The organism is Novosphingobium sp. PY1, assembly GCF_017312445.1.
GTDB lineage: Bacteria > Pseudomonadota > Alphaproteobacteria > Sphingomonadales > Sphingomonadaceae > Novosphingobium.
The window spans coordinates 114,795-130,294 of record NZ_BLTI01000016.1 but is presented as its reverse complement, the minus strand read 5'-3'; the positions used below and the strand labels follow the sequence as shown (position 1 = coordinate 130,294).

The following is a 15,500-nucleotide window of genomic DNA, read 5'->3' as shown; positions in this document are numbered from 1 at the left end:
ATCGAATGATCGGAATGGCGATACTGCAACCTGTGGTCGCGCTGGCCGCGTGGACCATGGTCATGTGGTTCTGGCTCTACGGCACCCGCATTCCGGCCCTCAGCGCCGCAAAGGTCGATCCCGAAGAGCTGGCCAGCGACCCGGCAAATTCACTCGACAATCTCCTTCCGCCGCAGGTCCAGTGGAAGGCCCACAATTACAACCACCTGCACGAGGCGCCGACCGTCTTCTATGCCGTTGCGATCACCCTTGCCATCATCGGCCAGGGAGATGGTCTCAATGCCCAGATCGGCTGGGCTTACGTTGCCCTGCGGGTAATCCACTCGATCGTGCAATCGACCATCAACAAGATCAGCCTGCGCTTCGGTGTCTTCGCGCTCTCGAGCTTCTGCCTGATGTTCCTCGTCGCCCGCGCTGCACTCGCCATGTTCTGACGCCCGGCAGGCTCTGGACCAAGGCGCCGAATCGACATATTGTACCTCCAAGAAACAATGAACTTGGGAGTTCGAGCGTGGCAGCTGGTCGCTCTTTTCCGGCTATCAAGCCAGGAAAGTACGCCTTCTTCGGCGTAGTGGTCTTCTTCATCCTGCTGACCCTGACCTCGCTGGTGGACAAGGTCCTCCAAACCGGTTGGGGTCTGAACTGGTACACCTTCTTCGTCGGATTTATCGCCAGCGCTTGGGGCATCGTCTCCTACCAGCTGTGCGCCTCCTGCCTCGGCTGGACGAAGCGGCGCGACTGAACCCACGGCTGCCGGCCGATGTCTCGGCCGATGCCGATCGGCCTGCATCACTTTGCAGCTTCGCCTGATGCGCGCCTGCTGGTAAGGCGTGAGGCATGGATTTCGACGACCAGCTTCGCCGCTACTTCGGCACCGACGACCTGACCACCATTGCCCCGACCACGCTTGAGGTGGGCATCGACCGGATGAATGTCGACTTCGGAATGGAAAAGGACCGTAGCCGCAAGTTCGCGCTGTGGACGCTGATGTACATGTTCGGCGCCGCGCCCGACCTAGACGTTGCATTCAAGAGCGAGGAAGACCGCGAAGCCGCGCGCGACTTCATGGACATGATGGCCAAGGCCGCCGGAGAATAACGGGCCGCGCAACAAGCCGCCCGCGCACTCTCAGTCCCTAACGAACAGGCTCGCCAGCTCGACATGCGTCGACCAGCGGAACTGGCCTACCGGGCGCAGTTCGACAAGGCGGAATCCCGCATCGATCAACCGCGCCGCATCGCGTGACCAGCTCGACGGGTTGCAGGAAATATAGACCACCCGCCCCACGCTCGATTCGGCAATGCAGTCCACCTGCTCACGCGCGCCGGCGCGTGGCGGATCGAGGAGAACCGCCGCGAACTTGCCCAGCTCGTCTGCCTGCAGCGGATTGCGGAACAGGTCGCGGTGGACGGCGAAGACCGGCTGCTGTGAGCGGTCCGCGGCGGCCTTGCAGGCCAGGTGCGCATCGCGCGCGGCCTCTGCGGCCAGCACTTTCCTATCCGGTCCCGCCAGCGCGAAGGCGAATGTGCCCAGCCCGGAGAAAAGATCCGCAACCGTCGGCATCCCGGCGAGCCATTCCCTGGCCGCGCCGACCAGCGTTTCCTCGCCGTCTTGCGTCGCCTGCAGGAAGCTGCCCGGCGGAAACGGCACCGAGACTTCGCCCAGCTTCACCGTGACCGGTTCAGGCTCCCAGACCACTTCGTGGCCGTAGCCGCCATCCATGGTAAGGCGCGCAAGACCGTGGTCGCGCGCGAAGTCCAGCATGGCCTCGGTTGCCGCTAGCCCTTCCGTGGCCAGGCCCTTGACCCCCAGGTCGACGCCCTGCTCGACCAGGGTCATTTCGATGTCGGCGGCCATTCGCGGCATTGCGCCACCCTTTTCCTGGCGCTTGCCCTGCTTTCCGCCCTTCTTCGGCTTGGGCGCGCCCTTGCCCATCGTGATCAGCAGCTTGCGCAAGGGCGCCAGCAGCGCCGCCAGCTCGGGCGCCATCACATGGCATTCCTCAAGCTCGACCAGCCGGTGCGAACGCGCCTCGCGGAAGCCGACGACGATGCGACCTCCCGAACTTTCCGCCCGCAGCGAGACGCGGCGGCGGCTCATCGGCGGCGAGAGATGCGGCGGCGTGATCGTCTCGGCGCCCAGCTCCTGCGAAACCGAGGCATTGGCCACGCGCGCCTCGACGAAGGCTGCAAGGCTCTCCTCGTCTAGCTGCTGCAACTGGCAGCCACCGCAGCGGCCGAAATGGCGGCAGGGCGGCTCCACGTGATGCGGCCCCCATTCCAGGGTGCCGTCCTCGTGCAGCATGTCCCCCGGGGCGGCGCCCCAGGCAAATCGGCCACTTGCGGTTACGCCATCGCCCTTGGAGGCGATGCGCAGGATTTCTTCGGTTTCGCTCACAGACAGGCCGCTAGCGCAGCCGGTATCCTCTCGGCAAGCTGTCCGGCAGTGAAAGCCGGCGGACAAAGCCGCGCAGCCTCGCCGTGGAGCCATACGCCCTCGCAGGCCGCCTCGAAGGCGGGCACCCCGCCGGCGACCCGGCTGGCGATCGCTCCGGCAAGCACGTCCCCGGTACCAGCGGTCGAAAGCCACGTGGTCGCGCGCGGTGCGCAGGCGAGCCGACCGTCAGGCGCAGCGATGACGGTATCCGGCCCCTTGGCAACGACGATCATGCCGCTTTCCGCCGCCAGCGCGAGGGCGCGCTCGGGCCGCGAACCGCTGCCATCGAGGTCGAAGGCACGTTCGAGCGCGACCATCTCGCCTTCATGGGGCGTGGCAATCGTCGCGGCCTGCCGTTCGGCGAGATGGCGCGGGGCAAGCAGGATCAGCGCGTCGGCATCGACGACTGCGGGTACCGCATCGGCGAGCGCGACGGCGAGCCTTTCGCGCGCAAGACCGTCGCGTCCGAGACCCGGGCCGACCAACACCGCGCTGTTGCGATCATCGGCCAGCACATCGGACAACGCGCCTGTATCGACGACGAGATCGGCGGGCGCATTGCGCTTGCTGTCGGCGAACAGCTTGACATAGCCGGCCCCTGCGCCCTGCGCGGCGATGCTGGCGAGGATCGCCGCGCCCGGCATGGCCCCGCCGACGACGGCAAGAAGCCCGCGCTTGTACTTGTGCGAATCCGGAGAGGGTGCGGCAACTGCCGGACGCGCCACCGCGAAGGCGGCCCCCGCGACCGGTTCCACGCCTATCGGCACCAGCCGCAATTCGCCCATGCGCGCAGAAGCGGGCATCAGGAAATGCGCGAATTTCCAGGCCCCCAGCGCGATCGTCAGGTCGTACTTCGGCAAATGCCCGTTGAGCAGCATGCCGTTGTCGGACTGGATGCCACTGGGCAAGTCGACCGCGATCGACAGGCGGTGCGATGCCGCCAGAGCGTTGACGACGGCCGCGTGCTCTCCGGTCAGGGGACGCGCAAGGCCGCTGCCGAACAGGCAGTCGACGAAGACGTCGCCTTCCACCTGCACATCGCCGCCAGGGTCATCGAGGGCGACGACTTCGCCCCTGAAGAGCGCCCGCGCATTGCGGGCAGCGTCGGTTTTTGGCTCGGTCGCAGCGATGACCACGGCATGCCCCCCGCGCTCGCGGATTGCCTCGGCGATCACATAGCCGTCGCCGCCGTTGTTGCCCGGGCCGCAAAGGACCGTGACCTTGTGATGTCCAGCCAGCCGCCAGACCCAATCCGCAGCTCCTCGACCGGCCACCTGCATCAGTTCGTCGATAGATGTCCCGGCGTCGATAAGGGCCTGCTCGGCATCGCGCATCTGCGCGACAGTCAGGATCTGGTCAATTCGCGTCCGATCGCTGGGCGTCTGTTCGCTGGACATCAGTTTCTCCGGTGGCATCGGGCCTGGGCCGCACTTTCGCGGGGAATACATAACGATCCGTTCCCACGCTCACGTCGAGCGAGCCATCCCTGAGCGCAGTCACCGCCTCGTCGGCGCCATCGGCCACGGCTATGCCGCGCCCGTCGGTCAGCACTTCAAAGCGGCGAAAGGCGCCATCGGGATGATGAACGACCAGCATCAGCTTGCCGTCGACCTCGCCGCGCTCGACGGCGCAGGCCTCGGTCAGCTTTTGCGCGCCGCCCACGGCGCAGGCGATGTGGTCGGCCCCTTCGGCCGTCGCCGGCGCCTGCGGCTTCCCGCTCGAGCATGCGATCAGCGCGATCAGCGGCAGCAGCGCGAGCACGCCGCGCGAAAGTCCGACAACCGCCGCGCCGCGCGCCATGCAGCTCAGTTCCGCTTGAGCTGGCTTACGTCGCGCACCGCGCCGCGTGCGGCACTGGTGGTCATCGCCGCATAGGCCTGCAGCGCAACCGAGACCTTGCGCTTGCGCGGATGGACCGGCGCCCAGGCATCGGCCCCGCGCGCTTCCATCCTGGCTCGACGCGCAGCCAGTTCCTCGTCCGAAATCTTCAGCGAAATGGAGCGGCCGGGGATGTCGATCTCTATCACGTCGCCGTTCTCGACCAGACCGATCGCACCGCCTTCGGCCGCCTCGGGTGAAACGTGGCCGATGGACAGCCCCGAAGTGCCGCCAGAGAAGCGCCCGTCCGTGATCAGCGCGCAGGCCGCGCCGAGGCCCTTCGACTTGAGGTAACTGGTCGGATAGAGCATTTCCTGCATGCCCGGTCCGCCGCGCGGTCCTTCGTAGCGGATGACTACGACGTCACCGGCAACGACTTCGCCGCCGAGAATACCGGCAACAGCCGCATCCTGGCTTTCATAGACCCGCGCCGGGCCGGTGAACTTGAGAATGCTGTCATCAACGCCCGCCGTCTTCACGATGCAGCCGTCGAGCGCGACATTGCCCGACAGGACAGCGAGGCCGCCGTCCTGGCTGAAGGCATGTTCCTTCGAACGGATCACGCCGCCTTCACGGTCGATATCCAGTTCCTTCCAGCGGCGCGACTGGCTGAACGCGGTTTGCGTGGGCACACCGCCCGGAGCAGCCTTGAAGAATTCCTGCACCGAGGCGTCCTTGGTGCGCACGATGTCCCAGCGCTCCAGCGCATCGCCAAGGGTGCGGCTGTGAACGGTGGGCAGATCGCGATGGATCAGTCCGGCGCGGTCCAGCTCACCGAGAATCGCCATGATGCCGCCAGCGCGGTGAACGTCTTCCATGTGGACGTCGGACTTTGCCGGCGCGACCTTGGACAGGCACGGCACCTTGCGCGAAAGGCGGTCGATGTCGGTCATGGTGAAGTCCACGCCTGCTTCGTATGCGGCCGCAAGCAGGTGCAGCACGGTGTTGGTCGAACCGCCCATGGCGATGTCGAGGCTCATCGCGTTCTCGAAAGCACCGAAGCTGGCGATCTTGCGCGGAAGGACGTTCTCGTCCTCCTGCTCGTAGTAGCGGTGGCACAAGTCGACCACGAGGCGGCCTGCTTCACGGAACAGCTTCTCGCGGTCGGCATGGGTGGCCAGCACAGAGCCGTTGCCCGGCAGCGAAAGGCCCAGCGCTTCTGTGAGGCAGTTCATCGAATTGGCGGTGAACATGCCCGAGCACGAACCGCAGGTCGGACAGGCCGAGCGCTCGATCGCGGTGACTTCCTCGTCGGTGTAGCTCTCGTCCGCAGCGGCGACCATGGCATCGACGAGGTCGAGCGCGTGTTCCTTGCCCTTGAGCACGACCTTGCCCGCTTCCATCGGCCCGCCCGAAACGAAGACCGCCGGAATGTTCAGGCGCAGCGCGGCCATGAGCATGCCCGGGGTGATCTTGTCGCAGTTGGAGATGCACACCAGCGCATCGGCGCAGTGCGCATTGGCCATGTACTCGACGCTGTCGGCGATCAGGTCGCGGCTGGGCAGCGAGTAGAGCATGCCGTCGTGGCCCATGGCGATGCCGTCGTCGACCGCGATGGTGTTGAATTCCTTGGCGACGCCGCCCGCGGCCTCGATCTCACCGGCGACGAGCTGGCCAAGGTCCTTGAGGTGGACGTGACCGGGCACGAACTGGGTGAAGGAATTGACCACGGCGATGATCGGCTTGCCGAAATCGCCGTCCTTCATGCCGGTCGCGCGCCACAGGCCACGGGCACCTGCCATGTTGCGGCCGTGGGTGGAAGTGCGGGAACGATAGGCAGGCATCAGCGAAACTCCGGTCGAAAACAGCGCCCCACAGGCGCACAAGTGCTTGGTGCGCCCCTACGCCATATGGGGCCTCATCCGAAGCGAAAAAATACCATGAAGGGCGCCTGCGCCGCACCTTTTCTTGCGCAAGCGGCACTTGCGGGAATTGCACACAGGCTATTCACAAGCCGGTTTTGGCCGCCGGCCGCCTTGCTGCTATCATGGCCCCATGGACATGCCTGAACCCCTTACCCTCGCACCCGAGGAGCAAGAGTGGCTCGATCTGGCCAGGGGATGGATCAAGGGCCACTTCGCCAACAACCCCGACGAGGCCTACGACACGATCGAGGGCAAGCTGGCCGTGATCCGCGCCAACCTGGCGCAAGGATGGGTCGGCCCCGAAGACACCTGGAAACTGCAGTCGCTGGGGATCGCCATGGGCGATGCCCTGGCGCAGGACCTTATGCTCGATTGGGTGACGGTGGACGACGAGTACGGCCGCCAGCCCGCGCTCAACTGGCCGGGCACGAGCATCCTGTGCTTCCCGGTGACGATGATCTCGCAGCGCGTCGAGGAAGGCGAGCGGGTCGACATCGACATGATGTACGAACAGACGCGCGAGCAATTGAACGAGATCGCCTTTGGCGGCGATGCGGAATAGCTCAGACGGAGGGTGCCCCCTTGCAGGCTGCTCTCGGTCCTGTCCTGTCGCAGCCGACGCGACAATTTGAGCGCTACTCCAGGCCGATCGCCACTTCATTGCAGATGCGCGTCAGGCGCTCGGCCCATTCCTCCTGTCCGGCATCGTCGGCGATCAGGTCCTGCCGCACTTCAAGGTAGAGGTATGGCCGTCCCTCGCTTTCGACGTGGCGGCAGATCGTCGAATTGTAGATCTTGCCCGAATAGGGAAGCTGGTCCCCGACGATCAGGCCATCGGCCTCGAGCAAGGGCTCGGCAAGGCGCGCGCCGCGGTCGTCTTCGTCGTAGAGCAGGCCGCAGTGCCAGGGGCGCTCCTCGTCGGGCCGGGTTTCCAGCGCCGGGGTGAAGCTGTGCAGGATCAGAGTGAGCGCCTGCGGCGTGCCGTGCAGGATCTCTCCCAGCGCTTCGTGGAACGGGCGATGGAAACGCGCCAGACGCGCTTCGCGGTCGATGTCGAGATTGCCGGAAATGACGCGGCCGTCGCTCCTTTCGGGGATCGCGGCCGGGTCGGTCTCGTCGCGGTTGGTATCGCATACGAGGCGGCTGACATTGCCGAGGAAGGCCGCCGTGCCGGTATTACGCGCCATCTTCTCCGCGATTCCGGCCACGCCGATGTCGATGGCGATGTGTTCGTCCATCAGCGCGGCATCGATGCCAAGCGCGATGTCGTCCGGAACGCGATTCGAGGCATGATCGGCAACGACGAGGATGCCGCCGAAACGCGGGGTTCCGACGATGCGATAGGCTTCGTGAATCAACGCAGGGCTCCGGTCATCTTCCAGTATTCGGGATGGTCGCGCGCAATCGCCTCGGCGGCGGCCAGCATGGCCTCGCGGCTTTCGTAAAGGGCAAAACAGGTAGCGCCCGAGCCCGACATGCGGGCGAGAAATGGATCGGTGCGCCCGAGTGCCGCAAGCACATCGGCCACCTGCGGGCAGATGGAGATGGCCGGGACCTCCAGGTCGTTGCGCCCCGCTAGCGCGATCTCGCGCAGCGATCCTGTCGGCATTGCCCCGCGATCCTCGCCGTCCCACGCCTTGAACACCGGCCCGGTCGGCACCGGCAAGCGCGGATTGACAAGCAGGACCGGGCATCCGGCAAGGTCGTTCTCGGCCACTTCCTCAAGGTCGGTGCCTGTCCCGGTGCCGATGCACGGGCGCGAGAGGACGCAGGCCGGCACGTCTGCCCCCAGCTCCGCCGCCTTCGCGTGCCAGTCATCGGGCAGGCCGTGGACGCGCTCGACCATGCGGAATACCGCGCCCGCGTCGGCCGAACCGCCGCCCAGCCCCGCCGCGACCGGCAGTCGCTTGTCGAGGTCGACCGACCAGCGCTTGCCGTGCGGCAGGGCGGTGAGCGCCCTGGCGACGATGTTGTCGAAGGGATCGTCGATCTTACCGGCGAATTCACCGTGCGTCGTCAGGTGATCGCGGTCCGCGACGGAAGCTGTCAGCCGGTCGCCATCATCGACGAAGGCGAACAGCGTCTCCAGCTCGTGATAGCCGTCCTCGCGTCGCCTGCGCACGTGCAGCGCGAGATTGATCTTCGCATAAGCGGTTTCGGAAAGAGTCATCGCGCCCTCCCTGAAACGAGTGAAGCGCCGGAGCAACCCCCGACGCTTCACAGTCATTTCGCCATGATCCGAAAATCACATGTTCGGGTAGTTCGGACCGCCGCCGCCTTCGGGCGTGACCCATTCGATGTTCTGGGTCGGGTCCTTGATGTCGCAGGTCTTGCAGTGGACGCAGTTCTGCGCGTTGATCTGCAGACGCGGCCCCGCACCATCCGGGTCGACGAACTCGTAGACGCCTGCCGGGCAGTAGCGCGCTTCCGGCCCGGCATAGACCGGCAGGTTGATCGCGGTGGGTACCGTCGGATCCTTGAGCCGCAGGTGACAGGGCTGCTCTTCCTCGTGGTTGGTGAACGAGTAGGCGACACTGGTCAGGCGGTCGAAGCTGATGACGCCGTCGGGCTTGGGATATTCGATCGGCTTGTACAGATCGGCCCGCTGCAGCGTCGAGGCATCGGTGTGGTGCTTCATCGGCTTGGCAAGACCGAAGCCGAACAAGGTGCGCAGCCACATGTCCGCACCGGCAAGGATCGTGCCCAGTTCGCCGCCCCACTTGGCGACCAGCGGCTCGGCGTTCTGCACGAGCTTGAGCTCCTTGGCGATCCAGCTTTCGCGAACGGCACTGTCGTATTCCATGAGCGAGTCCTGCTCACGGCCCGCCTTGATCGCGGCGGCAATCGCCTCGGCAGCGAGCATGCCCGACTTCATCGCGGTGTGCGTGCCCTTGATGCGCGGCACGTTGACGAACCCTGCCGAGCAACCGGCCAGAACGCCGCCCGGGAAGGCAAGCTGCGGCACCGACTGCCAGCCACCCTCGTTGATTGCGCGCGCGCCATAGGCCACGCGCTTGCCGCCCTCGAGGATCTTGCGGATTTCCGGGTGCTGCTTCCAGCGCTGGAATTCCTCGAAGGGGTAGACGTAGGGATTCTTGTAGTCGAGCGCAGTCACGAAGCCGAGCGAGACCTGGTTGTTGGCCTGGTGGTACAGGAAGCCGCCGCCCCAGGAATCGCTCTCGCTGAGCGGCCAGCCCTGGGTGTGGATGACCCGGCCCGGCGCATGTTTGTCGGGATCGATGTCCCAGAGTTCCTTGATGCCCAGACCATAGATCTGCGGCTCGCAGTTCGCCTCGAGGTCGAACTTGGCCTTGAGACGCTTGGTCAGGTGGCCGCGCGCGCCTTCGCAGAAGACGGTGTACTTGCCGAGCAGGTTCATGCCCGGCTGGAAGTCGCCCTTGGGATTGCCCTCGCGGTCAACGCCCATGTCGCCGGTCTGGACGCCGATCACCGCGCCGTTGTCGTCATAGAGGATCTCGGCAGCCGGGAAGCCGGGGAAGATCTCGACTTCGAGTTCCTCGGCCTTTTCGGCAAGCCAGCGGCACAAGTTGCCGAGCGAGCCCGTGAAGTTGCCTTCGTTCGACATGAAGGGCGGCATCACGATCTCGGGCATCGAGACCTTGCCCTTCTTCGTCAGGTGCCAGTGCAGGTTGTCGGTCACCGGTGTTTCGGCCAGCGGACAGCCGTCGTCGGCCCACCCCGGAAGCAGCTCGTCGAGCGCCTTGGGGTCGATCGTCGCGCCGGACAGGATATGGGCGCCGATCTCGGAGCCTTTTTCCAGCACGCAGACCTGCAGCTCGGGATCAACCTGCTTGAGCCGGATCGCCGTCGACAGGCCGGCCGGACCGCCGCCGACAACAACGACGTCGTATGGCATCTCTTCGCGTTCAATCATGGGGGCCCCCAACTCCGATCCTGTTATCCGGTATCAACTTAGTCGTACGATTAATTTCTCTTGTGCCTTGATTGCTCGTCGCCGACAGGTCAAGACCCCGGCGATGGTTCAAGCCACGAATACGCAATTTCTGGACGATATCGCAGGTGCACTGGACTGGTGGCGCGATGCGGGGGTGGACTATGCCTTCCTCGACGAGCCGCGCCAGTGGCTGACCCCGCCCGAGGACGAAGACGCCCATTCCACCGGACCGCGGCGTCCCCGGCGCACACCGGTCGAACAGGTGGAAGCAACGCCGCCGCCCAGCCGCTTCGATCCTGCAGCGCTGCCCGGCGACCTCGCCGCCTTCGGCCAGTGGTGGCTGAGCGAACCGCTGCTCGACGATGGCTCCACCGAGGGCAGGATGCTGCCACAGGGCCAGGCGGGCGCGAAACTGATGGTCGTTGTCGACATGCCGGAACCCGAGGACAGCCAGGCGCTGCTCGGCGGACCGCAAGGCAGACTGCTCGATGCCATGTTGGCCGCCTTCGGCACGCGCCGCGAGGACATCTACCTTGCAAGCGCCCTGCCCCGCGCGACACCGGCGCCCGACTGGGCAGCGATGAACGAGCGCGGGCTCGGCCAGGTGCTTGTCCATCATGTCAATCTGGTGGCGCCGGAACGGCTTATCCTACTGGGAACAAACGTCCTGCCGCTCATTGGGCACGAATTGCCGCAACGCTCTGCCGTTTTACACACATTCCATCATGAAGGAGGAACGATACCTCTGCTTGCTTCGAGGGGGCTACCTGCATTGCTGGCGCAGCCGCGATGGAAAGCCGTTCTCTGGCAGGCCTGGCTCAAGTGGACGACCGGCTGAACCGGCCCGGCGCAGATACCGCAGAGCCAGGTTGCGCCTGACCGGCCGGGGCCGCACCGGGCAGGCGGAGTGATCGAACGATCGGGGAAGCGAATTTTGACTAAACTTGCCAAGGCAGGATGGATCGCCGGACTCGCCATCGCGTGCACCGCGACCGTGGCGACCGCTCCTGCATATGCGAACAGTGCCGCCGTCGACTATTTCCGCACCCGTGCGGACCGCACTGCCGTGCCTTCGCTGCTGAGCCAGGATGATCGCGCCTATTACAAGCAGGTGTTCGACGCGATCGACGCCAAGAACTGGTCCAAGGTCCAGCAGATGCTGGCCGAGCGGCCCGACGGCCCGCTGCACCAGCAGGCCCGCGCGGAATACTATCTTGCCGCCGGTTCGCCCAAGATCGAGCTGCCCGACCTGCAGGACTGGCTGGCCAAGGGCACGCAGCTTCCCGGCGCCGACCAGATTTCCCGCCTTGCCCTGAAGCGCGGGGCGGAGGCGATTCCCGACCTGCCGACCGAGCAGCAGTTCGCCCGCCTGCCCTCGATGCCCAAGCGCACCCGCCCCTCCTCGATCAACGACGGCACGATGCCCGAGGCAATTTCCTCCGGCATCCTCGACCGCATCAAGAACGACGACCCGATGGGCGCGCGAGTCCTGCTCGACGGGATCGACGCCGGGCTGAGCAATTCGGCGCGCGCAGAGTGGCGCCAGCGCGTCGCCTGGAGCTTCTTTATCGAGAACCAGGACGCCGCGGCCTACCAGATGGCGCAGTTGGCAACCCTCGGTACCGGCCCCTGGGTTGGCGAGGCATGGTGGACGGCAGGCCTCGCCGCATGGCGCCTGGGCGATTGCGATGCCGCCGGCGACGCCTTTGCCAAGGCCGCGAAAACGTCCGAGAACGCGGAACTGACTTCTGCATCCTATTACTGGCAGAGCCGCGCCCTCGTGCGCTGCCGCCGCCCGGACCTCGCCGCAGAACCCCTGCGCATGGCGGCCAAGCGCGACGAGACGCTTTACGGCATGCTGGCGAGCGAACAGCTCGGCGTGCACTTGCCCGAACAGCATGCAGGTGCGGACTTTACCCAGGCCGACTGGCAATCGCTGCGCAACAACACCAATGTGCGCGCGGCCGTGGAACTCGCCGAGATCGGCGAGGACGGCCTTGCCGACGAAGTGCTGCGCCATCAGGCCCGCATCGGCGATCCCGGCCAGTACGAACCGCTCTCCCGCCTTGCCCGCGACCTTGGCCTGCCTTCGACGCAATTGTGGATGGCCTACAATGCCCCGCGCGGCGGCAAGCCCGAACCGGCGACCCGTTTCCCCACTCCCAAGTGGACGCCCATCGGCGGCTGGAAAGTCGATCCGGCGCTGGTCTATGCCCATGCGCTCCAGGAATCCATCTTCCAGGCCAGCGTCGTCAGCCCCGCCGGTGCGCGCGGCCTGATGCAGATCATGCCTTCCGCCGCACGCGATCATGCCTCGGACATCGGCGTGTCGGGATCGGCCAGCGACCTCAACAAGCCCGAAATCAATCTCGCCTTCGGCCAGCGGCACCTCGAAATGCTGAAGAGTGCGTCGGGAACGCAGGGCCTGCTACCCAAGGTCATGGCGGCCTATAACGCCGGTCTCGCTCCGGTCACGCGCTGGAATACCGAGATCAATGACAACGGCGATCCGCTGCTCTGGATGGAATCGATCCCTTACTGGGAAACCCGCGGCTACGTGAACATTGTCCTGCGCAATTACTGGATGTACGAGCGCCAGGCGGGCGGCGTTTCGGAAAGCCGGGTGGCGCTTGCCCAGGACATGTGGCCGACTTTCCCGGAACTGGCCGGATCGAAGGGCGTACGCATGGCAGCGAACGGAGCGATCTTGCGTGGCCATTGACCCCGACCGGACATTCAAGCCGATCAACATTGCCCTTCTGACAGTATCCGACACCCGAGGCCCCGAGGACGATACCTCGGGCGACATTCTCGAGCAGCGGATCCGGGAAGCGGGCCACAAGCTTGTCGAGCGGGCGATCGAACGCGACGATGCGGTGCGGATCGCCAACCGGCTGAACAACTGGGTCGACGATCGCGGCATAGACGCCATCATCTCGACCGGCGGCACCGGCCTTACCGGCCGCGACGTCACGCCCGAGGCACTCGACAAGATCAAAGACAAGGAAATCCCCGGCTTCGGAGAGCTGTTTCGCTGGCTGTCCTACAAGACCATCGGCACCTCGACCGTGCAGAGCCGCGCAATTGCCGTCGTGGCGCGCGGGACCTACATCTTCGCCCTACCCGGCTCCAATGGCGCGGTGAAGGACGGTTGGGACGGCATCCTTGCCGAGCAGCTCGACAGCCGCAACCGGCCCTGCAACTTCGTCGAACTCATGCCGCGTCTGCGCGAAGTCTGACCGGCCAATAGATCGGCACGGCGTCATTCGCCACCTCGTCCTTGTGCGAGTAGGCCGACCAAGCGCGTCCCCCTAGCCTCGCTCCCGACAAGACATTGGGAGAAAAGTGCTATGGCGACTGTGGCGGCGAACCGCCCTGACCATGTTCCTGCGGACCGGGTCGTCGATTTCGACATCTTCGCCCCGCCCGGCTCCGAAGAGGACTACTTCGCGGCATGGGCCTCGGTGCGCGGCGACCATGCCCTGGTCTGGACAACGGCCAATGGCGGGCACTGGATCGCCGCCGACGGCGAGACGACGCGCAAGCTCTGGAACGACGCAGAGAACCTGTCGAACGAGGCGCTAGCGGTAACGCCCGGGCTCGGCGAAGCGATGAACTTCATCCCGCTCCAGCAGGACGCGCCCGAACACAAGCCGTTCCGCATGGCCGTAATGAAAGGCTTTGCGAACAATCACGTCGTCGCGATGGAACCGCTGATCCGCGAGGTCGCGCGTGAACTGACCGCGCAGATCGCCCCGCACGGCGAGTGCGAATTCATGGAGGAATACGCAGAAGTCCTGCCGATTCACATCTTCCTCACGCTGATCGACGTGCCGACGCAGGACCGCCTGCGCCTGCGTCCGTTGGGCCAGCAGCTTACCCGGCCCGACGGCTCGATGACGGTCGAGCAGCTGCGCGATGCCGCCGACGACTACTTGCGCCCCTATATCGAGGAACGACTACGCAAACCCGGGCAGGACCTGTTCAGTCGCATCCTCTCCATTCCCATCGAGGGCCGCGAATGGACCTTCGACGAGGCGCAGCGCATGTGCCGCAACCTGCTTTTCGGCGGGCTCGACACGGTGGTATCGATGTTTGGCAACATTGCCCTGCATCTCGCGCGCCATCCCGAGGACCAGAACCTGCTGCGCAATCGTCCCGAGCTTATCCCGCAAGCTGCGGACGAACTGATGCGCCGCTATCCGATGGTCTCGGTGACCCGCAATCTCGTGAGGGACGTCGAGATCGACGGCATCACCCTCAGGTCAGGCGATCTCGTCTACCTCAACAGTTCGATCCACAACCTCGACACCGCTTGCTTCGACAATCCCCACAAGGTCGATTTCGAGCGCAATCTGTCGCCCGTGCGCCACACCACCATGGGCGTTGGGCCGCACCGCTGCGTTGGCGCCGGGCTCGCCCGGTTGGAGGCAATCCTGTTCATCGAGGAATGGCTCAAGGGCATTCCGTCGTTCCGGGTCAAGCCCGGTTCGCCGCCGCGATATCGCGCCGGCAATGTCGGGGCGCTCACCGAGCTAAGGCTGGAATGGGACTGACCTGTTCAGGCGAACAGCGGTAGCTCGGCGACTTCCTCGTCGGTCAGGTCGATACGAAACAGGTCGCGCAGCAGACGCGCGTAGTCTCGCGGATCGTCGATCGTGCGCGTTTCGCTCTTCCCGTCACGATAGACAGCCAGCTGCCTTTCGCTGAGCGCCGCGAAACCTCCCGGCAGGACGATGCTGGCGATATGCAGCGAAGTGAAGCGCGTATCGGGCCGCGTCGAAGTCCAGTGATTGCCCATCTCCAGGTCATCGGGAGCGACTTGCGTGAGATCGAAGGCGTACTGCGGCTGCCAGTCCCCGTGCGGTGCACTGCGGCCATCGGTCGCGCTTACCGGCCCGGCGCGCTCCAGCCGCCATTCGCCCAGCAGCGAACCCGGCTCGTCCACGCGAAGCAGGCGGTGGCGGGCGCCGTCAGACGTCCCCACTTCCGCAGCGTGTTCCAGCGGCAGGGGCGGCACGAAGCTGCCACCGAAGCCCGCATCCGCAATCCATGGTTTTCCATCCACTTGCGCAAGCAGCAGCGTATGGGTGCGCGGCGGCGCGACTCCCTCGGGAATGCCAAGCAGGACGCGCGCCAGCAGCGGGCGATTTTCGAAGCCGAGGAACGTGAGCATATCGGCATAGAGGCGGTTCTGCTCGAAGCAGTATCCGCCCCGCTCACGCACCACGAGCTTGTCGAACACCGAAGCGCTGTCGATGCGAATGCCGCGGCCCAGGCGGATATCGAGATTTTCGAAACCGATGGCGCGCCTGTGGGCGAGCTGCAACTGGGCCAGCCCGCCCGGATCGAGGGCGGGCGCTTCGCTCAGGCCGATGCGGCCAAGGTACTGTTCGAGTTCCATT

At 65.5% G+C, this 15,500-nt stretch carries 16 protein-coding genes; 8 read left to right on the top strand and 8 right to left on the bottom strand.

Features of this window, described 5'->3' with window-relative positions; translation table 11 throughout:
- The first annotated feature begins 5 nt into the window (after positions 1 to 5).
- From J3474_RS20275 to J3474_RS20265, 3 genes are all read left to right on the top strand, one after another.
- Positions 6 to 434 (top strand): MAPEG family protein, encoded by a 429-nt coding sequence (locus J3474_RS20275; RefSeq protein ID WP_041559060.1) that lies wholly within the window; start codon positions 6 to 8, stop codon positions 432 to 434.
- 77 nt (positions 435 to 511) lie between these two features.
- Positions 512 to 742, top strand: a complete 231-nt coding sequence (locus J3474_RS20270) for a hypothetical protein (protein WP_041559061.1) — start codon at positions 512 to 514, stop codon at positions 740 to 742.
- A gap of 95 nt (positions 743 to 837) precedes the next feature.
- Entirely contained in the window at positions 838 to 1,098 is a 261-nt protein-coding gene (locus tag J3474_RS20265) for a hypothetical protein (protein WP_207095387.1), read from the top strand.
- Between the two features lie 30 nt (positions 1,099 to 1,128).
- Here the strand turns inward: J3474_RS20265 and J3474_RS20260 are convergent, their stop codons facing one another.
- The 4 genes from J3474_RS20260 to ilvD are packed head-to-tail and all read right to left on the bottom strand — an operon-like array spanning position 1,129 to position 6,098.
- Entirely contained in the window at positions 1,129 to 2,397 is a 1,269-nt protein-coding gene (locus J3474_RS20260; protein ID WP_207095386.1) for a class I SAM-dependent RNA methyltransferase, read from the bottom strand.
- Positions 2,394 to 3,833: an NAD(P)H-hydrate epimerase gene (locus J3474_RS20255; protein WP_207095385.1), complete on the bottom strand. Its 1,440-nt coding sequence runs from the start codon at positions 3,831 to 3,833 to the stop codon at positions 2,394 to 2,396. Before J3474_RS20255 ends, J3474_RS20260 begins: the two co-directional genes overlap by 4 nt.
- On the bottom strand, positions 3,793 to 4,236 hold the full coding sequence (locus J3474_RS20250) for a hypothetical protein (protein ID WP_207095384.1): 444 nt from the start codon (positions 4,234 to 4,236) through the stop codon (positions 3,793 to 3,795). Before J3474_RS20250 ends, J3474_RS20255 begins: the two co-directional genes overlap by 41 nt.
- A 5-nt stretch (positions 4,237 to 4,241) precedes the next feature.
- Positions 4,242 to 6,098: a dihydroxy-acid dehydratase gene (ilvD, locus tag J3474_RS20245; RefSeq protein ID WP_007014825.1), complete on the bottom strand. Its 1,857-nt coding sequence runs from the start codon at positions 6,096 to 6,098 to the stop codon at positions 4,242 to 4,244.
- Positions 6,099 to 6,315: 217 nt separating this feature from the next.
- Between ilvD and J3474_RS20240 the strand changes: the two genes are divergently transcribed.
- Positions 6,316 to 6,741, top strand: a complete 426-nt coding sequence (locus J3474_RS20240) for a DUF3806 domain-containing protein (protein WP_038576783.1) — start codon at positions 6,316 to 6,318, stop codon at positions 6,739 to 6,741.
- Positions 6,742 to 6,814: 73 nt separating this feature from the next.
- Here the strand turns inward: J3474_RS20240 and J3474_RS20235 are convergent, their stop codons facing one another.
- The 3 genes from J3474_RS20235 to J3474_RS20225 form a co-directional block, all read right to left on the bottom strand.
- The gene (locus J3474_RS20235) at positions 6,815 to 7,537 is read right to left on the bottom strand and encodes an N-formylglutamate amidohydrolase (protein ID WP_207095383.1); all 723 of its coding nucleotides are present in this window, start codon (positions 7,535 to 7,537) and stop codon (positions 6,815 to 6,817) included.
- Positions 7,534 to 8,349 (bottom strand): 4-(cytidine 5'-diphospho)-2-C-methyl-D-erythritol kinase, encoded by an 816-nt coding sequence (locus J3474_RS20230; RefSeq protein ID WP_207095382.1) that lies wholly within the window; start codon positions 8,347 to 8,349, stop codon positions 7,534 to 7,536. Before J3474_RS20230 ends, J3474_RS20235 begins: the two co-directional genes overlap by 4 nt.
- A 75-nt stretch (positions 8,350 to 8,424) precedes the next feature.
- The gene (locus tag J3474_RS20225) at positions 8,425 to 10,074 is read right to left on the bottom strand and encodes an electron transfer flavoprotein-ubiquinone oxidoreductase (RefSeq protein ID WP_007014821.1); all 1,650 of its coding nucleotides are present in this window, start codon (positions 10,072 to 10,074) and stop codon (positions 8,425 to 8,427) included.
- Positions 10,075 to 10,177: 103 nt separating this feature from the next.
- Between J3474_RS20225 and J3474_RS20220 the strand changes: the two genes are divergently transcribed.
- From J3474_RS20220 to J3474_RS20205, 4 genes are all read left to right on the top strand, one after another.
- A complete protein-coding gene (locus J3474_RS20220) occupies positions 10,178 to 10,933 on the top strand; it encodes a uracil-DNA glycosylase family protein (protein WP_207095381.1) in 756 nt (251 codons plus the stop codon).
- Positions 10,934 to 11,002: 69 nt separating this feature from the next.
- Positions 11,003 to 12,817, top strand: coding sequence for a lytic transglycosylase domain-containing protein (locus J3474_RS20215; RefSeq protein ID WP_207095380.1), 1,815 nt, complete (start codon positions 11,003 to 11,005; stop codon positions 12,815 to 12,817).
- The gene (moaB, locus tag J3474_RS20210; RefSeq protein ID WP_207095379.1) at positions 12,807 to 13,334 is read left to right on the top strand and encodes a molybdenum cofactor biosynthesis protein B; all 528 of its coding nucleotides are present in this window, start codon (positions 12,807 to 12,809) and stop codon (positions 13,332 to 13,334) included. The genes J3474_RS20215 and moaB overlap by 11 nt, the downstream gene beginning before the upstream one ends.
- 111 nt (positions 13,335 to 13,445) lie before the next feature.
- Positions 13,446 to 14,651 carry a cytochrome P450 gene (locus tag J3474_RS20205; protein WP_207095378.1) on the top strand — a complete coding sequence of 402 codons (1,206 nt, stop codon included), beginning with the start codon at positions 13,446 to 13,448 and terminating at the stop codon, positions 14,649 to 14,651.
- Positions 14,652 to 14,656: 5 nt separating this feature from the next.
- Here J3474_RS20205 and J3474_RS20200 read toward each other — a convergent pair whose 3' ends face one another.
- Positions 14,657 to 15,499 (bottom strand): arylamine N-acetyltransferase, encoded by an 843-nt coding sequence (locus tag J3474_RS20200; RefSeq protein ID WP_207095377.1) that lies wholly within the window; start codon positions 15,497 to 15,499, stop codon positions 14,657 to 14,659.
- Position 15,500 lies beyond the last annotated feature (1 nt).